Source organism: Aestuariibius sp. HNIBRBA575 (assembly GCF_040932005.1).
Lineage (GTDB): Bacteria > Pseudomonadota > Alphaproteobacteria > Rhodobacterales > Rhodobacteraceae > CANLNM01.
In genome coordinates this window covers 1,618,974-1,636,833 of the sequence record NZ_CP162414.1, presented here as the reverse complement: position 1 = coordinate 1,636,833, position 17,860 = coordinate 1,618,974, and the positions used below count along the sequence as shown (strand labels likewise).

General features: G+C 54.5%; 19 protein-coding genes. 9 read left to right on the top strand and 10 right to left on the bottom strand.

Annotated features, from left to right (window positions below):
* Positions 1-54: 54 nt before the first annotated feature.
* The 6 genes from trkA to dusB form a co-directional block, all read right to left on the bottom strand.
* Positions 55-1,431, bottom strand: coding sequence for a Trk system potassium transporter TrkA (gene trkA / locus AB1F12_RS08280; protein ID WP_368188133.1), 1,377 nt, complete (start codon positions 1,429-1,431; stop codon positions 55-57).
* 81 nt (positions 1,432-1,512) lie between these two features.
* Entirely contained in the window at positions 1,513-2,916 is a 1,404-nt protein-coding gene (locus tag AB1F12_RS08275; protein ID WP_368188130.1) for a sigma-54-dependent transcriptional regulator, read from the bottom strand.
* 7 nt (positions 2,917-2,923) lie between these two features.
* On the bottom strand, positions 2,924-5,086 hold the full coding sequence (locus AB1F12_RS08270) for an ATP-binding protein (protein WP_368188313.1): 2,163 nt from the start codon (positions 5,084-5,086) through the stop codon (positions 2,924-2,926).
* A 196-nt stretch (positions 5,087-5,282) separates the two neighbouring features.
* On the bottom strand, positions 5,283-6,647 hold the full coding sequence (locus tag AB1F12_RS08265; RefSeq protein ID WP_368188128.1) for a response regulator: 1,365 nt from the start codon (positions 6,645-6,647) through the stop codon (positions 5,283-5,285).
* On the bottom strand, positions 6,647-7,735 hold the full coding sequence (locus tag AB1F12_RS08260) for a nitrogen regulation protein NR(II) (RefSeq protein WP_368188126.1): 1,089 nt from the start codon (positions 7,733-7,735) through the stop codon (positions 6,647-6,649). Before AB1F12_RS08260 ends, AB1F12_RS08265 begins: the two co-directional genes overlap by 1 nt.
* On the bottom strand, positions 7,732-8,688 hold the full coding sequence (gene dusB, locus AB1F12_RS08255) for a tRNA dihydrouridine synthase DusB (protein WP_368188125.1): 957 nt from the start codon (positions 8,686-8,688) through the stop codon (positions 7,732-7,734). Before dusB ends, AB1F12_RS08260 begins: the two co-directional genes overlap by 4 nt.
* A 230-nt stretch (positions 8,689-8,918) precedes the next feature.
* Here dusB and AB1F12_RS08250 point away from each other — a divergent pair, with 230 nt between their 5' ends.
* The 4 genes from AB1F12_RS08250 (at position 8,919) to AB1F12_RS08235 (ending at position 12,344) form a co-directional block, all read left to right on the top strand.
* Positions 8,919-10,055, top strand: a complete 1,137-nt coding sequence (locus AB1F12_RS08250) for a bifunctional 2-C-methyl-D-erythritol 4-phosphate cytidylyltransferase/2-C-methyl-D-erythritol 2,4-cyclodiphosphate synthase (protein ID WP_368188122.1) — start codon at positions 8,919-8,921, stop codon at positions 10,053-10,055.
* Entirely contained in the window at positions 10,052-10,543 is a 492-nt protein-coding gene (locus tag AB1F12_RS08245; protein WP_368188120.1) for a phosphatidylglycerophosphatase A, read from the top strand. Before AB1F12_RS08250 ends, AB1F12_RS08245 begins: the two co-directional genes overlap by 4 nt.
* Positions 10,540-11,004, top strand: coding sequence for a CinA family protein (locus AB1F12_RS08240; RefSeq protein ID WP_368188118.1), 465 nt, complete (start codon positions 10,540-10,542; stop codon positions 11,002-11,004). The genes AB1F12_RS08245 and AB1F12_RS08240 overlap by 4 nt, the downstream gene beginning before the upstream one ends.
* A gap of 158 nt (positions 11,005-11,162) precedes the next feature.
* Positions 11,163-12,344 carry an ammonium transporter gene (locus tag AB1F12_RS08235; RefSeq protein WP_368188117.1) on the top strand — a complete coding sequence of 394 codons (1,182 nt, stop codon included), beginning with the start codon at positions 11,163-11,165 and terminating at the stop codon, positions 12,342-12,344.
* A gap of 53 nt (positions 12,345-12,397) precedes the next feature.
* Here the strand turns inward: AB1F12_RS08235 and AB1F12_RS08230 are convergent, their stop codons facing one another.
* The gene (locus AB1F12_RS08230) at positions 12,398-12,832 is read right to left on the bottom strand and encodes a winged helix-turn-helix transcriptional regulator (RefSeq protein ID WP_368188116.1); all 435 of its coding nucleotides are present in this window, start codon (positions 12,830-12,832) and stop codon (positions 12,398-12,400) included.
* Positions 12,833-12,922: 90 nt separating this feature from the next.
* On the opposite strand from AB1F12_RS08230, the gene AB1F12_RS08225 reads away from it, so the two are divergent.
* Both AB1F12_RS08225 and AB1F12_RS08220 read left to right on the top strand, forming a co-directional pair.
* Positions 12,923-13,270, top strand: a complete 348-nt coding sequence (locus tag AB1F12_RS08225; RefSeq protein ID WP_368188113.1) for a hypothetical protein — start codon at positions 12,923-12,925, stop codon at positions 13,268-13,270.
* Positions 13,271-13,287: 17 nt separating this feature from the next.
* Complete coding sequence (locus AB1F12_RS08220; RefSeq protein ID WP_368188112.1) at positions 13,288-13,683, top strand: hypothetical protein; 396 nt, start codon at positions 13,288-13,290, stop codon at positions 13,681-13,683.
* On the opposite strand, the gene AB1F12_RS08215 is transcribed toward AB1F12_RS08220, so the two are convergent.
* Positions 13,677-14,120 carry a type II toxin-antitoxin system RatA family toxin gene (locus tag AB1F12_RS08215; protein ID WP_368188110.1) on the bottom strand — a complete coding sequence of 148 codons (444 nt, stop codon included), beginning with the start codon at positions 14,118-14,120 and terminating at the stop codon, positions 13,677-13,679. The genes AB1F12_RS08220 and AB1F12_RS08215 overlap by 7 nt on opposite strands.
* A gap of 256 nt (positions 14,121-14,376) precedes the next feature.
* Here AB1F12_RS08215 and hpt point away from each other — a divergent pair, with 256 nt between their 5' ends.
* Together hpt and AB1F12_RS08205 are read left to right on the top strand one after the other, a co-directional pair.
* Complete coding sequence (hpt, locus tag AB1F12_RS08210) at positions 14,377-14,922, top strand: hypoxanthine phosphoribosyltransferase (RefSeq protein WP_368188108.1); 546 nt, start codon at positions 14,377-14,379, stop codon at positions 14,920-14,922.
* Positions 14,923-14,978: 56 nt separating this feature from the next.
* On the top strand, positions 14,979-15,107 hold the full coding sequence (locus tag AB1F12_RS08205) for a hypothetical protein (protein ID WP_368188106.1): 129 nt from the start codon (positions 14,979-14,981) through the stop codon (positions 15,105-15,107).
* Positions 15,108-15,153: 46 nt separating this feature from the next.
* On the opposite strand, the gene lipA is transcribed toward AB1F12_RS08205, so the two are convergent.
* Positions 15,154-16,101, bottom strand: coding sequence for a lipoyl synthase (gene lipA, locus AB1F12_RS08200; RefSeq protein ID WP_368188104.1), 948 nt, complete (start codon positions 16,099-16,101; stop codon positions 15,154-15,156).
* A gap of 110 nt (positions 16,102-16,211) precedes the next feature.
* The gene (locus AB1F12_RS08195; RefSeq protein ID WP_368188101.1) at positions 16,212-16,898 is read right to left on the bottom strand and encodes a Hint domain-containing protein; all 687 of its coding nucleotides are present in this window, start codon (positions 16,896-16,898) and stop codon (positions 16,212-16,214) included.
* A 369-nt stretch (positions 16,899-17,267) separates the two neighbouring features.
* Between AB1F12_RS08195 and AB1F12_RS08190 the strand changes: the two genes are divergently transcribed.
* Positions 17,268-17,816 carry a peroxiredoxin gene (locus tag AB1F12_RS08190; protein WP_368188100.1) on the top strand — a complete coding sequence of 183 codons (549 nt, stop codon included), beginning with the start codon at positions 17,268-17,270 and terminating at the stop codon, positions 17,814-17,816.
* Positions 17,817-17,860: the final 44 nt, after the last annotated feature.

The following is a 17,860-nucleotide window of genomic DNA, read 5'->3' as shown; positions in this document are numbered from 1 at the left end:
CGCCAATCCCCATCAAAAGCACAAAGAAATGCTGAGAGGTGAGCAGCCGAACCATCAGAAGAAATCAATCGAAACCTGAAGCAATCGTTCCACTTCGGCCACGTCCGCCGCCATGGAAAACAGCGCGATAACGTCACCTTCTTCGATGCGAGTTGTGCCGCGTGGCCGGATCACTTGATCGCCTTTCATCACGCCGCCGACCAACACGCCTTCTGGGAAATCGATGTCGCGGATTTGCCGCCCGGCAATGGGGGATGTGGACAGGACCTGTGCCTCGATCATTTCGGCTTCGGCGTCGCCTATCGAATACACGCCCCGCACGCGGCCATGCCGAATATGGCGCAGGATCGAACTCACTGTGGTGGCGCGCGGGTTGATATAGGCGTCAATATCCAACGCGCCCATCAACGGCACCAAGGTCGGATCATTGATCAAACAGATCGCCATCGGCACGCCCATCGCCTTGGCGCGCACGGATCCCAGCAGGTTGGTTTTATCGTCATCAGTGACCACTAAAACCGCATCAGCATTGCGAATACTGGCCTCTTCTAGCAGGGCCGCATCCAAGCCATCACCATGCAAAACGATGGTCCGTTCCAACGTATCTGCCGCCTTTTCGGCGACTGCGCGGGAATTTTCGATCACTTTCACCCGGACCCGTTCGGTCCGTTTTTCCAATGCCTCTGCCACGGCCAGACCGACATTGCCGCCACCAATCACCACGATACGTTCCTGTTTGGCATGGGTTTTGCCAAAGATTTCAAGCGTGCGGGTCATGTCCTGATTGTCGGTGAACAAATAGGCGTCATCACCGGGAAAAATCTGATCCCCCGCGGCGGGTGCGAACAAAACCCCATCACGGCGAATACCAACCACCACGGCCCGCAACGTTGAAAACAGATCGGTCAATTGGCGCAATGGCGTGTTAACCACCGGGCAATCGTCGTCAATCGTGATCCCCATCAACTGGGCTCTGCCTTCTAAGAAGCTTTCTGTGTCAAACGCCGCCGGGGCAGCCAGACGTTGCAGCGCGGCTTCGGCGACTTCGCGTTCCGGGGAAATCACCACATCAATAGGCATGTGATCACGGCGATACAAATCCGAATAAATCGCATCCAAGTAAGATTGCGACCGCAGTCGGGCGATTTTGCGCTGGATCGCGAAAACCGAATGCGCCACCTGACAGGTCACCATGTTGACCTCGTCGGAATGGGTGGCGGCAATGATCATATCCGCATCGCGCGCCCCGGCTCGATCCAGAATGTCAGGATAGCTGGCATGACCGGCAATCCCCTGAACGTCCAGCGTATCCGTCGCCCGGCGCACCAACTCAGCGTTGTTATCGACAACTGTCACGTCGTTCTTTTCGCCAGATAGGTGGCGGGCAATCTGCCAGCCCACCTGCCCTGCGCCACAAATGATGACCTTCATGGTCTCTCCTTCGGGTGATCACATGTGGTTGTCCCCCGAACAGCGCCGGGGGTCAAACCCATTTGCGACAAGCTGATGCGCCTATTCGCCCTCGACATGCGCAACGCGTGCACCAGATTTGTTCGACGTAACCACGCCCAGCGATTTCAGTTTGCGATGCAGCGCGGACCGTTCCATGCCAACAAAAGACGCAGTGCGGCTGATATTGCCACCAAACCGATTAATCTGGGTCAACAGATATTCCCGTTCAAACAATTCACGTGCCTCGCGCAATGGCAAGGTCGCCAAACCACCCGACAACACAACACGCCCCTCAGCTTCGCCACCGGCTGCTTCTTCTGAGGCAGGCAGATCCTTTGCCGTGATATCGCCCGTGCCATCGCCCAAGATCAAAACCCGTTCGATCACGTTTTTCAGCTGACGGACATTGCCGGGCCAAACCATGGTTTGCAGCAGCGCGGATGCATCTTCTGCGATTTTGCGCAGAGGCAGCCCCTGCACCCGGTTCAGCACTTCGATGAAATGTTCGGCCAACATGGGAATGTCTTCGCGCCGCTCTTCCAGGGATGGCACTTCGATCGGCACAACATTTAGGCGGTGATACAGCTCTTCTCTAAAGTTACCAGCCTCAATTTCAGCTGATAAGTCTTTGTTTGTGCTGGAAATAACACGCAGGTCAACTTGAACCTTGTCAGAGCCACCAACCCGCTGGAATTTCTGATCGACCAAAACGCGCAGTATTTTGGACTGCGTCCCCAACGGCATGTCAGCCACTTCGTCAAAGTACAAAACGCCACCATTGGCCTCTTCCAGCAGGCCTTTTTCGATACCCCGATCAGGGCTTTCGCGGCCAAACAGCACCTCTTCCATGCGTTCGGGCTCAATAGAGGCGGAATTCACGCTGACAAAAGGCGATTGAGCGCGGTTCGAATTGGCATGGATGTACCGTGCCGCTACTTCTTTGCCCGCTCCTGCGGCCCCGGTTAGCATCACGCGACCATTGGATTTGGTCACTTTATCCAGTTGCATTTTCAAACCCCGGAACGCTGCACTTTCCCCCAACATTTCTGTGTTGGTGGTTTCACCGCGTTTCAGTTCCAGATTTTCACGCCGCAACCGCGCCGTTTCCATGGCCCTGCGAATAACGACCAGTAACTGATCGATATTAAACGGTTTTTCGATGAAATCATATGCGCCTTGTTTGATCGCAGCGACCGCGATTTCGATATTGCCGTGGCCAGATATGATCACAATCGGCACATCCGGGTGATCCCGTTTGACCGATTTAAGGATGTCGATGCCATCCATGTTGCTGTCTTTTAGCCAGATATCCAGAACCATCATCGCAGGAGGTTCTTTTTCAATCTCAGCCATACATTCGTCCGAAGTACCGGCCAAACGTGTCGTATACCCTTCGTCTTTTAGGATATCCGCTATTAACTCGCGGATGTCACGCTCGTCGTCCGTAATTAGGATATCGCCCATAACGCCCTCATTCTGCTGCACTTTCTGTTACACTATTGGCCGGTTTAACCGGCAGGTCGATCAGCGCGCAGGCGCCCTGATGCGACGTTTCGCCAAAGGGGTCAGCGTCGGTCAATGACAGCGTTCCCCCATGTTCTTCGATGATTTTTTTGACAATCGGCAGGCCCAGCCCGGTGCCTGATGACCGTGTGGTCACATAGGGTTCAAACAGTTTTGCCCGATCTTCTGGCAGGCCGATCCCATTGTCCATAATTGTGATCAAAACGTGGTCTTCGTTTTGGACAAGACGCACGCGTATCTCTGGGGAATGCCCATCGGGTGCGCCCTTTTCTTGAAGACTTTCAATTGCTTCGCCTGCGTTCTTAATCAAGTTGGTCAAGGCTTGGGAAATCATGGTTGAATCCAGATCCGCCAAAATCGGTGACGCGGGTAGATCGCTCACCAGATGCACATTTGGTTGACCGGCCTCTTGCAGCAGCACCGCATCGCGCACCAAACTGACCACGTCATTGGTAAACCGTTCAGGTTCCGGCATCCGCGCGAATTTAGAAAATTCATCAACAATGCGCCGCAAGTCATTGGTTTGACGCACAATAACTTCGGTCATCTGTTCCAGTACATCGCTATCTTCGCCCACTTTGGGGCTGAATTTGCGTTTGATCCGTTCTGCAGACAATTGGATTGGGGTCAGCGGGTTTTTGATTTCATGGGCAATGCGGCGTGCCACATCCCCCCAGGCCGCCATGCGCTGCGCCGAAACCAGATCGGTCACATCGTCAAATGCCACCACATAGCCCTCTAGCCGTTCTTCGTCATTGCGGCGCTGAGAAACCCGAACCAACAGGGATTCTTGTTTTCCGCCGCGGATCAGATTGACCTGATCCTGCAAAACTTCGCGTTTTTCGTCCCGCAACCGGTCAAATATCGGGGTGAATTCTGGCACAGCCACAGACAATTCGGTGTTGGCGCTGTCGCTGTCCACATCCAACAAACGACGGGCTGATGGGTTCACAAAGGCGATATTTCCCTCGGCATCCAAGCCCACCACCCCAGATGTGATCGAGCTGAGCACGGAATCAAACAACCGTCTGCGCCGTTCAATCTGACGGTTATTTTGCAGCAATTCCTCGCGCTGGCCCCGCAATTGTTCGGTCATTTCGTTAAAGTTTCGCCCGAGCTGAGAAATTTCATCCTCACCGTCATCTTCTAGGACGCGCACGTTCAAATCACCGGAACCCACCCGCTGTGATGCGTTCAACAATCGCCCAACCGGACGGGACAAACGTTCGGCGAACCAAAATCCGAGCCAAATCGCCGCCAAGATCAAAATCAGTGCAAACCCAAGATAAAGCAGCGCAAATTCAAACAGCAACCGACCACGTTCGTTTTCCAGCTGTTCATAAAGCGTGACGGATTCCTGTGTGTCATCCAACAGGGTCAGGACTTCGCCGTCGACCTCTCTGGTGACGTATAGCAACCGGTCCACATAGGTTTCGAGCGGGATTATGGCACGATATTCGTTAATATCTGCGTCTTCGATGATCAGAATACCCGTTTCAAGCGCCGCCTCGATCTGTTCGGCACTTGGACGTTCAAAATCAAACTCATAGGACCGTGGACCGCGCGCCAGAATTTCACCAACGCCGTTGATCACATAGGCCTCGGTTAGGCTGCGTTCGATTTGCCCCTGCACCCGTGCCAGCGATTCACGAATTTCGCCATTGTCCATAAACGGCGTGCGCTGACGTTCCAAATTCAGGTATCCCGCCAGTCCAAGCCCATCGCGGGTCAATTCCTGGCGGTGCTCTTCTTTATAGGCGACGGCCGCGTTTAGCGATGCCCCAACCACATTGCGCACCCGGTCCGAAAACCACCCTTCGAGGCCGAAATTTAGGGTGCCTGCCGCGAAAAATGCGACCAGAACCGTCGGAACCAAGGCCAAAAAGGCAAACACGCCCACCAGTCGTAAATGCAATTGCGATCCGGCCGATTTGGCCCGACGCGCGGCGATCATTTGTGCCAGCCGTTGCAGCACCAATGACGCCACAACCATAACGTAAACCAAGTCGATCAGCAGGATCAGGCGCAGCGTACTGCCACCGCCCACTTGGTCCAGCGGACCAAGGGCAGCAATCGTAATACCAATGAGAATCGGGCCGAGAATCACCATCCCAAGCGTGGCCGCGTTTTGAACGCGACGCTGCCTGCGCCACCGGCTCAGCCGGCTCAAATTCCTACCCGTCGGGGACCGCCGCACGTGCATCGCCCTGTTTACAAGGGGCAAAACCGCCCCAACCGCCATTTATGTGGTCCTGCATTGGCCCAGTTTGTGACTGGGACCAAAGGGCCACGGTTATGTTGCGGTTTTACATCAATTTGCGCCGCCGTGTCACGCGAATATCCAAATCTGTAATCTTCTTACGCAAGGTATTGCGGTTGATCCCCAAAAGATCGGCACATTTGGCCTGATTTCCCCCTGTGGCATCCAGCGCAATTTCGATCAATGGCAACTCAACTTCGCGTAAAATACGCTGATGCAGACCGGGGGGCGGCAACACACCGCCATGCAGATCGAAATACCGCCGCAAATGCCGTTCTACCGAGGCCGATAATTTGTCCCCATCCCCGCCCGCACGCAGCGGTTCCATTGCGGGTTGGTTGCCCAACACGGCTTCGACTTCGCTTTGGGTGATTTCCGCCTCTAGCGCGGTCACAACCAATCGGCGCATCACATTTTCCAACTGACGGACATTACCCGGCCAGCTATAGCTGCGCACCAAATCCAGGGCATCCGGGGTAAACCGTTTCAGCATCGCGCCTTCGCGTTCAGCCCGTAACAGAAAATGATCCGCCAAGAGCGGAATATCATCCACCCGTTCGCGCAAAGACGGCACATGAACGGTCACGCCCCCGAGCCGATAAAACAAATCCTCACGGAATTTCCCGGCTTCCATGACGGACGATAAATCAGATTGGCTGGTCGACATGATCCGGGGCGCATTTTCGCCCATCACATCCAACATCCGCACGATTTTGGCCTGTTCCACGTCGGGAAAATCCCCCACTTCGTCAAACACCAGCGATCCACCACGCACGCGATTTAGCAATTGCGACGCGCCCTCTACCCCCATCAGATCATCCGCTGATGCCACAACAAATGGCAGATTGCGCCGATCCGAAAAGTCGTGAATAGCACGTGCAATCAGTGACTTACCTGTGCCACTTTCGCCTGTGATCAACACTGGCAACTGGGTGTTCATCACCCGCGCCACCAAACGATAGAGCGCCTGCATTGCCGGTGTGCGCCCCACCAAGGGCAACTCGCCTTGATCGTCGTCTACCTCACCTCTTGGGGTTGGAACGCGGCGTTTAACCTCTAGGGCGCGACTGGCCCGTTTCATCAAATCCGGCAGGTCGAACGGTTTGGGCAGGTAATCATAGGCTTCGGCTTCGGCCGCCTGAATGGCCGTCATGATCGTGTTTTGCGCCGAAATGATGATCACCGGCAAACCGGGGCGGGCCTGGGTGATTTTTGGCAATGTTTCTAAACCATTACCATCCGGCATGACCACGTCTGAAATCACCAGATCGCCTTTGCCTTCTTCGACCCAGCGCATCAACGTGACCAAAGATGACGTGGCATGCACCTTACATCCGGCGCGGGTCAACGCCTGGGTTAACACGGTGCGGATGGTGCGATCATCATCAGCAACTAGTACAGTACCGTCCATTACAGTTCTCCTGCGGGATCAAAATTAGGGGTGCCTTTGGGAACAAGCGGAAGCGCGACGCGAAACACAGTGCGTCCCGGAATAGAATCCACCGAAATCGATCCGCCATTGTCGACCAGCAATTTACTGACCAAAGCGAGCCCAAGCCCGGTTCCGTTTTCTTTGCCCGACACAAAGGGGTCAAAAACATGTGTGGCGATGTCAGGCGGCAAGCCGGGCCCGTCATCAATGATTTCAATCTGCAACGGCAATCGCGCAGGCGGACCCTCTTTGCGCCGCAGTCGCAGCGACGGGTCATAAAATGTCCGCAGGCGAATGGTGCCGCCTTGTTTGCTGGCTTCGCTGGCATTTTTCAAAAGGTTCAAAAACACCTGTAGCATTTGATCCCCATCCACAAAGGTCTGTGGCAATGACGGATCGTAATCTTCGACAAAGTTCATATGCGCGCCAAAGCCAACACTGGCGGATTGCCGGGCCCGGTCCAATAAATCGTGGATATTCACCGGGCTGCACATTGGCGGGCGCTGATTGCCAAATTGCTCGACTTGTTCCAGCAACTTCACGATGCGGCGGCTTTCTTCGACAATCAGATCGGTCATTTCCAGATCCTGGGCGTCCAATCCCATCGACAATAATTGCGCCGCCCCTGTGATGCCTGCCAGTGGGTTTTTGATTTCATGAGCCAGCATTTCCGCCATGCCAATCGCGGATTTGGCCGCGCGGCTGGTGGTGGCGTTCTGGGTCATGCGCGTGGCGATTTCGCGAGGGGAAATCATCATCAGAAACTGGCGTTCACTGCCTTGCAGCGGCGAAAACTGAACGTTGCATTGCATGGGCGGGCGTTCACCGCTGCCCACATCCACATCGTTCACAAACAGCGGCGTTCGGTCCTTGATGGCGCGCGCATAAGGGTCCTCGATCGGGGCGTCGATCATCACTTTGTCCCAGATCGACGCGCCAAGCAGCGATTTGGCCGACAGGTTCAAAAACAATTCCGCCGCCGGATTGCTATCCGCAATCAGGTCATCGGGGCCGATCAGCAAGGTTGGCACAGGCAAGGACGCCCACAGATTTTGATCGGTGATCATGCGGCGACCCCTTGGCTTTGGGTTAAGGCATCGGGCAACAAACGCAGCGTTTTGGTGGTGTCGCGTTCCATTAACACGGCCTTGCGCAGGGGTGCGGGCGTGTTTGCGTCATCCATGTACCAGCCCAGATGTTTGCGCGCGACGCGATTGCCCAATTGAGGGCCGTAAAAAGAAATCATAGCTTCAAAATGCTCACATACCATATCGACTAGGTCATTTCCTATCGGAATTTCAGGGGCTTGTCCGCCATGAAGCGCAGCGGACACTTGTGCCAAAATCCAAGGTCGCCCCTGCGCACCGCGCCCAATCATCACCCCATCCGCACCGGATTTTTCCAACGCCAAACCTGCGGTTTCGGCATCGACAATATCCCCGTTGGCAATCACAGGGATCGACACCGAATCCTTAATGGAACGAATGGCATCCCAATCTGCCGCGCCTTTGTAAAACTGGCACCGGGTGCGCCCGTGTATAGTGACCAGTTTGATGCCAGCATCCTCAGCGCGTTTGGCCACATCAGCGGCGTTCAAACTGTCGTCATCCCAACCCAGCCGGGTTTTCAACGTGACCGGAATGTTCACCGCTTCGACCACCGCTTCGATCAGGCTTAGCGCGTGATCCGGCGTTTTCAGCAGCGCAGAACCGGAATAGCCGTTTGTGACCTTTTTGGCAGGACAGCCCATGTTGATATCAATGAAACGGGCGCCGTTTGCCTCGATTTGACGGGCGGCTTCGGCCATCCAATAGGCGTCGCGACCGGCAATTTGCACAGCGGTGTCTGACTGATCATAGCCCAGCTCTGCCCGTTCACGAACGCCGGGTTTCGCCTGCACCATTTCCTGTGAGGCAACCATTTCTGACACAACCCAGCCCGCGCCAAATCGCCCAACCAATTGGCGAAATGGCAAATCGGTGATGCCAGCCAATGGCGCAAGGGCCACAGGTGGAGTCAACGTTAGGTCATCTAGATTTATGTGGTCCAAAATAAGGCACCTGCTTAACACTTGGGCGATGCATTAGATTTACGCGCACCATCGCCCAATCACAATGCGCGCTCAGGCTGTTTTGCCTGAAAAGCGGGCGAAATTTACGCAATGCCCATAAATTAAGCAAAACAACTTGATCAAATCCGGGAATTGCACCTGCCTTGGGCAACCAATAGGAAGGACCAAAGGAGTGTCGCATGACCAATGCCGTGATTATTGTCGCCGCGGGGCGTGGCCAACGGGCCGGTGGAGGCCTGCCAAAACAATGGCGCCCATTGGGGGCAAAACGTGTGATAGATCATACGCTTGACGCCTTTCGGCGGGCCGGATTGGGACCGATCATTGTTGTGCTCCATCCGGATGATTTCGACCTGATACAAGACAGCGATGTCATCTGTGTTCCGGGTGGTTCTACGCGCGATGCATCCGTGCGCAACGGATTAGAGGCATTGTTGCCCCATCATCCAACCAAAGTGTTAATCCATGACGCCGCCCGACCCCTTGTGGATGGGCCATTGATTGATCGGGTGCTGGCGGCGCTGGATCACGCGGACGGGGCTGCGCCGGCATTGGCCGTTACGGATGCGTTATGGCATGGTCAGCAGGATCGCGTCACCGGCACCCAAGATCGCGAGGGCTTGTTTCGCGCGCAAACTCCGCAGGGGTTTCGGTTTGACGCTATTTTGGCCGCCCATCGCCGCCATACAGGCACCGCCGCCGATGATGTGGCCGTCGCGCGTGCCGCTGGGATAGACGTAACAATTGTCCCCGGCGCAGAAGATAACCTAAAAATCACCACGGCAGATGATTTTGGCCGTGCCAATGATAAACTGACGCAAAAGTTAGGACAAAACATGGACATACGCACCGGCAATGGCTTTGACGTGCATCGGTTTGGCGAGGGGGATCATGTGATCCTATGTGGTGTGAAAATCCCCCATTCCCGCGGCCTGCAAGGCCATTCTGACGCAGATGTGGGTATGCACACGATCACAGATGCAATTTATGGCGGGCTGGCGCGGGGTGATATCGGCCAACATTTCCCACCCTCTGATCCACAATGGAAAGGGGCTGCCAGCGAAATTTTCCTGGCCCATGCCTGTAACCTGGCCCGCGAAATGGGGTTCACCATTACCCATGCGGATGTGACGCTGATATGTGAATTCCCCAAGGTTGGCCCCCATGCGCCAGCGATGCGCACAGAAATGGCACGGATCATGGGCATTGACGTGGACCGGATGAGCGTCAAAGCAACCACATCGGAACGGCTGGGTTTTACCGGTCGCGGAGAAGGCATCGCCGCCTTGGCCACCGTGACATTGGTGAAATCATGACCCATATTATTGCGACGTTTTTCTATAGCGGCCATCTGCGCCCTGCCCCCGGCACATGGGGATCAGCGGCGGCGGTGCTGGCGGCGTGGCCATTGCATGCCTTTGGCGGGCCTTTGTTGTTGGCCATCGGTGTTTTGGTGTCATTTGCGCTAGGATGGTGGGCCACAGCCCAAGAAACCCGTGGCAAAGAGGACCATGACCCATCCGAAATAGTCATCGACGAAGTGGCCGGTCAATGGATCGCGCTGCTGCCTGTTTCGATCGGTGCCAGCCATGCGGGCGCGTCCATCTTTGCGCTTTGGCCCGGCATTTTGACAGCGTTCCTTTTGTTTCGCCTGTTTGACATCACCAAGCCCAGCCTGATCGGTTGGGCCGATCGACGCGGCGATGCGCTGGGGGTGATGCTGGATGATGTGTTTGCCGGGATCATCGCCGCCTTGGGCGTGGGATTGTTTGCTTATCTCAGCCACGGAGTGCTGGGCCTATGATCGAAACGCTGCTGAAAACCGCAATATCAAAAGGTGTGATGATCGCCACCGCCGAAAGCTGTACCGGTGGTTTGGTTGCAGGCGCGTTGACAGAAATCCCCGGATCGTCGGCAATGTTTGATCGCGGCTTTGTCACCTATACCAACGCCGCTAAAATGCAGATGTTGGGCGTGTCCGCTGATACGCTGGACACCTATGGCGCAGTGTCAGAACAGGTCGCGGCGCAAATGGCGCAGGGGGCGTGCAAAAATTCAAACGCGCAGCTGTCTGTGGCCATCACCGGCATTGCTGGCCCCGGCGGATCAGACCACAAACCCGAAGGTCGGGTCTGTTTTGGATGGTGCATGCAGGGCGAAACGCAAACCGAAACGATAGAGTTCGGCGCGATTGGTCGCGCGCAGGTGCGGGCGAAATCGGTTGAACATGCCTTGTCTCTGCTCGGGCGGGCGCTGGATTCCTGATCGCACCTTTTATGTGCATTTGACTCATTTATTGCTCATTATTTAATCAATCCGCCAACTGCCCTTTGTTTAAGCGCCCCTGAGCCACATTGCCCCTTCTCATAGCGTTTGGAATGCGGCCTGTGCCTGTCCAACGACAAATCAGAGGGGATTCCACTATGAATGGAGCAGATACCGCATGGATCATCGTCGCTACGGCGCTGGTCCTGTTCATGACACTGCCCGGACTTGCACTTTTTTATGGCGGTTTGGTACGCGCACGCAATGTGCTGAGCGTGTTTATGCAATGTTACGCCATCGCCTGTTTGATGAGCATCCTGTGGCTGGTCGTCGGCTATTCGATTGCTTTTGGCCCCGCGACGGGCGGCTATTGGGGTGGATTGGACAAAATGTTCCTGTCCGGCGTGACCGCTGACACAGTATCGGGCACCATTCCCGAAGTGTTGTTCTTCGCCTTCCAGATGACCTTTGCAATCATCACACCAGCGCTGATTGTTGGCGCATATGTGGAACGGATCGGTTTTGCCTTTGTATTGGCGTTTTCCGCGCTTTGGATGCTGATCTGTTACGCACCTGTTGTGCATTGGATCTGGGGCGGTGGTTTCTTGTCTGGCGACGCCTGGTTTGGCGGCTCTGGTGTGACTGACTTTGCCGGTGGCATTGTTGTGCATGAAACGGCTGGTCTGGCTGCGATCATTTTGGCGATTTTTCTTGGGCCACGCAAAAACCAGACAACTCCGCCGCATAATCCCGGCATGGTGATGATCGGGGCTGCGATGCTGTGGGTTGGCTGGTTTGGCTTTAACGGTGGGTCCGCATTGGCCGCCAATGGCACCGCGGCCATGGCCATCACAGTGACCCATATTTCCGCCGCAATGGCATCGCTGACTTGGGCATTGTGGGAAAAGATCAAGTTTGGCCGCGCATCACTGGTGGGCATCGTCACCGGAACCATCGCCGGTCTGGCGTCGATCACCCCTGCTGCTGGGTCCGTTGGTCCAATCGAAGCCATGGCCATCGGCGCCATCGCCGGTATCCTGTGCCAAGAATCCGTGACCCTGATCCGCAACGTGTTCAAAATCGACGACACATTGGATGTGTTTGCGGTGCACGGCGTTGGCGGCATCTTTGGGACGCTGATGCTTGCGATCTTTGGCCACGCCACGTTTGCCGCGCAATTGGGTGGCTTGGCTGTTGTGGGCATCTGGACAGTGGCCGTCACTGTTGCCCTGATCCTGATCCTGCGCCTGTTCATCCCAATCCGGGTGGACGAAGAAACCGAAGTCAGTGGTCTGGATCTGGCTGTACATGGCGAACGGGCTTACGAACTTAATTCGTAAATCCTATCAAAACGGATGGAAAACGCGGCTCCTTCGGGGGCCGCGTTTTGCGTTTAACCGCTAATTTTCGCATCTACTTTGTCAATTTCATTTTCGTACCATGCCACGCAAGCATTTGGATCCTCCAAAAACGTAGCGGCAAAACTGTCAGGTGCTTCGGTCTGATCATCAAATTGGGTGGACCACACCATCATGCCCAAAAAGGCCGGTAATAATGCACGTGCCTTATGGGTTGGAAAATACAAAACCCGGCTGCCTTTTCTGGGATCAATCTGTCGGTCGAACAACCCAGATTCCTCTAGCTTTGCCAATCTGTTAGCCAGAATGTTGGTTGATATTCGTTCCGGTGACTCCAAAAATTCGCTATAGCTGCGTTTGCCATGTAGCAATACGTCGCGCAGCAGCAAAAAACACCATTTGTCGCCTATAATACCAGCTGCATACCGGGTTGGGCATCCGTGCCACGGGGGTTTGGCTCTACGTGTCATGCGCTTAACTTAATCCAAAAATTAACACTTGCAAGGCGCAAGTAAATCAGGCTTGATAACTCCACTTGCAAAATGAAAGAGGAAATTGCCATGACGTCTCCGTTTGTTTGGTTCGACAATGTCGGCCCCACCCGGACCGAAACGACCGATTTTTTGAAAAAAACGTTTAACTGGACCACCCAAGACATTGGTCCAATGACCTTTTTGACCGCGCAGGGCCAAGACCAACCCTTTGCTGCGACCTGTGACGCAATGGACGATATCAGCGGCTGGGTCCCCTATGTAGAGGTCAATGATCTGCCCGCTGCTGTGCAAAATGCCACCAATAACGGAGCGCAGGTTCTGGCTGAAAATCTGGTGGGCCCAGCGGGAACCGCGACGTTTATTCGTGACCCCGGTGGCGCACAATTGGCGATCTGGAAACGGGCAACCGCGTGATCTTTGGGAAAATTGCCTTGACCACATTTGCCTATGTCGTGTTTGTGTTCCCAATAGCCATTATTTGGCATTTGGTTCTGTTTCACGAAAAATTTGTGACATTTGGCTATTTCAAAGGTGATCCAAATATTGCCATAGGCCTGCTCACGATGATTGTTCAAGGCGCGACAATTGCCATGATATACCCCAATTATCGCAGCAAATTCAGCGGCTTAAGACATGCTTTGTCTTTTGGAATGTTGGTTGGTGTCTTTTATTGGTCCTGTCATGTGCTGGGATTGGTGGCCAAACAAAACGTACCTTTGGCGTGGCAATTTACCCTTATGGAAACGGCTTATTTGGTGGTTCAGTTCGCCGGTGCCAGCGTCATTTTGTGGTTGGTTTATGGTGACAAACCGTCACGACATCACTGATATAGATCGGCTGCGCGCCGTTCAAAGGCGCGCACCACCCGCTGCATCGCATCATTGAAAAACAGCCCGGCCGCACCTTGTAAAACACGGTTTTTGAACTCAAAATCAACCTCGAACGACACGCGGCACCCGCCATCCACATCGACAAAGCCCCATGTGGAATGCAGATGATGAAACGGACCATCGATGTAATCCGTATCAATCTGCATCTTGGCCGGCCATTTGGTCACGCGGCTGCCAAATTTTTCGCGGAACACTTTGAAACTGATCACCAGATCGGCCAGCATCACGCAATGATCGCCTTTGTCCTCAACGGATCGAATACGCGCGGCGGCCGTCCAGGGTAAAAACTTGGGATAATTGGCCACATCACCCACCAATTCATACATCTGCAACGCTGTATAAGGCAGGATACGGGTTTCGGCATGAGACGGCATAGGTTTAGATCAGCTCTGTCGCGCTTGGTTACGGATCATGTCGGCTTTTCGTGGGATAAACACAAGGGGGACCTTTCGCCGCGCATGATCATCTGAATTCAATCATGACGCGTATAGTACGTAAATACAAACAGTTACGACCCAAACTTCATCTATGAACGATGTGTAAATTCAACGCATAATCGGGAAAATCCTGGCCAACACTTGGCGCAATGGGGCACGCATGGTAGCAGGCCTAGTACGTAAGGAGCCCAACATGACCAACCGCCCCTATACTATCGACCGGATGATTTCGGCCAAATCCATCGCCGCCCGGATCGAAGATCTGTCACATGAAATTGAGGCCGAATTTGCCGATACCGAAAAGCTGATCGTTGTGGGTCTGTTGCGGGGCTCGTTTGTGTTTATCGCCGATATTGTCCGCGAACTTGACCTGCCGGTTGAGGTGGATTTCCTAGAAGCTTCTTCTTATGGGGATGGCACCGAAAGTTCCCGAGAAGTGCGGATCATGAAGGATTTGCGCGGTGAAATTGGTGGGCGAGATGTTTTGGTCGTCGAGGATATCGTCGATACCGGGTTCACACTGCGCCATGTTCTAAACCTGCTGGCTAGCCGCGAACCTCGTAAAATGCGCTCTATTGCTTTGCTTGATAAACCCAGCCGCCGCGAAGTGGACATTCGCGCGGATTGGACCGGGTTTGAGATCCCCGATGAATTTGTCGTGGGATATGGCATTGATTATGCACAAAGAAACCGCAACCTGCCTTTTATTGGAAAAGTGCGGTTCACGGACGAAACGTGATGGATCCGCTTAGATTCATGATGCGCGCCAAACGATTGGTGCAGAATCCACCTAGTATGACACGTGTGTTAATTGGGCTGGGCGCTGTTGCGATTTGTGTGATTTTGTTTGGGATCGAATATTTTGTGGGCTGGCCGGATTGGCTGACGCTTGAACCAATACGCCCCAACCGGCCACTCCAATAAACCATTGCGAAAACGCGGGACGTTTGCGCAATGGCTGGTCCCGATCTTATCCGAGTTTTGCCAAACGGGCCGCGCGCAATTTCGCAAAATCATCACCCGCATGATACGAAGACCGGGTCAATGGTGTCGCAGAAACCATGTGAAACCCTTTGCCATATGCGGCTTTTTCATAGGCTTCGAATTCTTCGGGGGTCACAAAACGATCCACAGCGTGGTGTTTTGGGGTGGGCTGCAAATATTGACCAATGGTCAAAAAATCAATGTCGGCGGCGCGCATATCATCCATCACTTGCAGCACGCCTTGGCGGTCCTCACCCAAGCCAACCATGATGCCGGATTTGGTGAACATCGTCGGATCCATTTCCTTGACCCGTTGCAACAAACGCAGCGAATGGAAATAGCGGGCCCCGTGACGCACGGTGGGATAAAGCCCCGGCACGGTTTCCAGATTGTGGTTGAACACGTCCGGTTTGGCGGCCACGACAATTTCCAGAACGGACGGATCGCAGCGCAGGAAATCTGGTGTCAGAATTTCAATCGTTGTGTCGGGCGAACGATGGCGAATGGCGCGGATGGTTTGGGCAAAATGTTCGGCGCCGCCATCTTTGATATCGTCGCGGTCCACGGATGTGACCACAACATGATTCAACCCCAGCTTGGCCACCGCGTCGGCAACCCGACCCGGTTCAAACGGGTCCAGATCCTCTAGCGGTTTGCCGGTGGCAATATTGCAGAACGAACAAGCCCGCGTACAAACGTCGCCCATGATCATCATTGTGGCATGGCCCTGCGACCAGCATTCACCGGCATTGGGGCAACCTGCCTCTTCGCAGACGGTGACCAATTTATGTTCGCGCATAATAGCGTAAGTTTTTTTATAGCCATCGGATGTGGGCGCTTTGACCCTAATCCATTCGGGTTTGCGGGGCTGGGCATTGTCTGGACGATGCGCTTTTTCAGGATGGCGCTGCTCAGGTATTTTCAGATCTCGCATGTGGGGCTCCTCCGGGCTTTGATGATATGTAGCCCTGTGATGGTCCCTTGTCCAATGCGGGGGATGCCTTGCATGACGGCTATCCCCGGAACGCATGGATCAAACGGATTTTAGGCCGCGATCGCATCGGCATGCCCCCAGTTTCCGCCCGAAAAGACACCGCGCGTCATCGCACCCGCATTTGGCCGTGGGTCCAGCAATTGCGGCGTCGCAAGTGGGAAGGCATCAGACGTCAGACCAACCGTGGCCTGCCCCGGACAATGCAGTAACAAACCGGTATTGGCCCAGATCACTTCTTCTTCGTCAAAGACCAGCGTCGTGGCATGGGCCGTGGCATCAGAGCGGGACAATTCGATACCAAACTCACCCACCAGTTTACGCGCCTCCATCAACACGGCAGGCAGTTTAAACCGGGTTTCGGCCAAAGATCCGGTCAGCAGAATATACTGATCTGGCAGAACCGTCAGATCCGCATCACTGCCCAAAACGCCACCGGGGATATGCACATGCTGCGCGGCCGGTACGTCGTCGCGGATGATATCACGAACAGCGCGCAATCCGCCGTCAAAGGTACAAAGCACATCCCCAACCTGAACCTGTTCGATGGCTTTCCAACCGCAATCGGTTTCCACCATCGCACCGGACATCAAACCGGGCTGACGATCGTGGGGATTGGGGACCATCAGATCGGATTGGGACGGGCGCCCCGCGGTGGCAATCTGGGTCAGTTTGGGCTGGGTTTTGGTGATGGAAACAGGGGCGGTGCGGGCGACATTCGAGCGAATTTGCAGAAACATTTTCTTAACTCCTTCAGGCTAAGCCGGTTGAACTTGATGCCTCATTTCGGCGCTCAGAACTTGCCCGAAATGTGTCCGCAAACGGGTGCTGCTGTGTCACCTTTCGTGATCCGTCACCAAACCCGGATCCCGCGCAGGATTGCACGGCAACATTGCACCTCTGTTCAACAGCTGTTTACCTAACCAATAGTTAACCGCCCCGAAGCGGTCCGAATTCCGCCAGACTTCGAATCGCGCGCCTGCGCCAAAACCCCGGATTTTGCGCCAAAATCACTTGCGGTTTAGAACCATTCTAGTAACTTCGCCTCGATTTCGAATCCGGGTCGATGATTTGCAACCACATCCTCCCCCAAACAACAGGTGACTTTGATGAAAACCGGCTACACTTTGCCTTCTGTAACTTTCCACACCCGCGTGCGTGACGACAGTATCGAAGGTCCAAACCCGTTTCGTTGGGAAGACAAAACAACCGCTGACTACTTTGCTGGCAAACGCGTGGTTCTGTTTTCCCTGCCCGGCGCATTCACCCCCACATGTTCCACATACCAATTGCCCGGTTTCGAAAACGGCTTTGCTGATTTCGCGGCCCAAGGCATCGATGAAATCTATTGCATGTCCGTCAATGACAGCTTTGTGATGAACAAATGGGCCGAGGGCCAAAACCTGTCCAACGTCAAAGTGATCCCAGATGGGTCCGGTGAATTTACTCGCCGCATGGGCATGTTGGTGCGCAAAGACAATGTTGGCTTTGGTCTGCGGTCCTGGCGCTATGCCGCCGTTGTCAAAGACGGTCAGATCGAAGCATGGTTCGAAGAGCCAGGCCTGTCAGACAACCACGGCGAAGACCCATATGGCGTGTCATCTCCTGAAACCGTTCTGAACTGGTTGCTCGAAGCAAACGCAGAAGTCGCGGCATAATCCTGCCCTTTCTGAGGTCGCAAATTCGAAAGGCTCGGCAGCAT

Bases quoted from the DNA above. Each gene is read 5' to 3' on its own strand.
- AB1F12_RS08190 (WP_368188100.1), top strand. From the start codon at position 17,268: ATGAAAACCGGCTACACTTTGCCTTCTGTAACTTTCCACACCCGCGTG.
- AB1F12_RS08235 (WP_368188117.1), top strand. From the start codon at position 11,163: ATGAATGGAGCAGATACCGCATGGATCATCGTCGCTACGGCGCTGGTC.
- AB1F12_RS08250 (WP_368188122.1), top strand. From the start codon at position 8,919: ATGACCAATGCCGTGATTATTGTCGCCGCGGGGCGTGGCCAACGGGCC.
- AB1F12_RS08265 (WP_368188128.1), bottom strand. From the start codon at position 6,647: ATGGACGGTACTGTACTAGTTGCTGATGATGATCGCACCATCCGCACC.
- AB1F12_RS08225 (WP_368188113.1), top strand. From the start codon at position 12,923: ATGACGTCTCCGTTTGTTTGGTTCGACAATGTCGGCCCCACCCGGACC.
- AB1F12_RS08205 (WP_368188106.1), top strand. From the start codon at position 14,979: ATGACACGTGTGTTAATTGGGCTGGGCGCTGTTGCGATTTGTGTGATT.
- trkA (WP_368188133.1), bottom strand. From the start codon at position 1,431: ATGAAGGTCATCATTTGTGGCGCAGGGCAGGTGGGCTGGCAGATTGCC.
- hpt (WP_368188108.1), top strand. From the start codon at position 14,377: ATGACCAACCGCCCCTATACTATCGACCGGATGATTTCGGCCAAATCC.
- AB1F12_RS08245 (WP_368188120.1), top strand. From the start codon at position 10,052: ATGACCCATATTATTGCGACGTTTTTCTATAGCGGCCATCTGCGCCCT.
- lipA (WP_368188104.1), bottom strand. From the start codon at position 16,101: ATGCGAGATCTGAAAATACCTGAGCAGCGCCATCCTGAAAAAGCGCAT.
- AB1F12_RS08275 (WP_368188130.1), bottom strand. From the start codon at position 2,916: ATGGGCGATATCCTAATTACGGACGACGAGCGTGACATCCGCGAGTTA.
- AB1F12_RS08195 (WP_368188101.1), bottom strand. From the start codon at position 16,898: ATGTTTCTGCAAATTCGCTCGAATGTCGCCCGCACCGCCCCTGTTTCC.
- AB1F12_RS08215 (WP_368188110.1), bottom strand. From the start codon at position 14,120: ATGCCGTCTCATGCCGAAACCCGTATCCTGCCTTATACAGCGTTGCAG.
- AB1F12_RS08270 (WP_368188313.1), bottom strand. From the start codon at position 5,086: ATGGTGATTCTCGGCCCGATTCTCATTGGTATTACGATTGCTGCCCTT.
- AB1F12_RS08230 (WP_368188116.1), bottom strand. From the start codon at position 12,832: ATGACACGTAGAGCCAAACCCCCGTGGCACGGATGCCCAACCCGGTAT.
- AB1F12_RS08260 (WP_368188126.1), bottom strand. From the start codon at position 7,735: ATGATCACCGATCAAAATCTGTGGGCGTCCTTGCCTGTGCCAACCTTG.
- AB1F12_RS08240 (WP_368188118.1), top strand. From the start codon at position 10,540: ATGATCGAAACGCTGCTGAAAACCGCAATATCAAAAGGTGTGATGATC.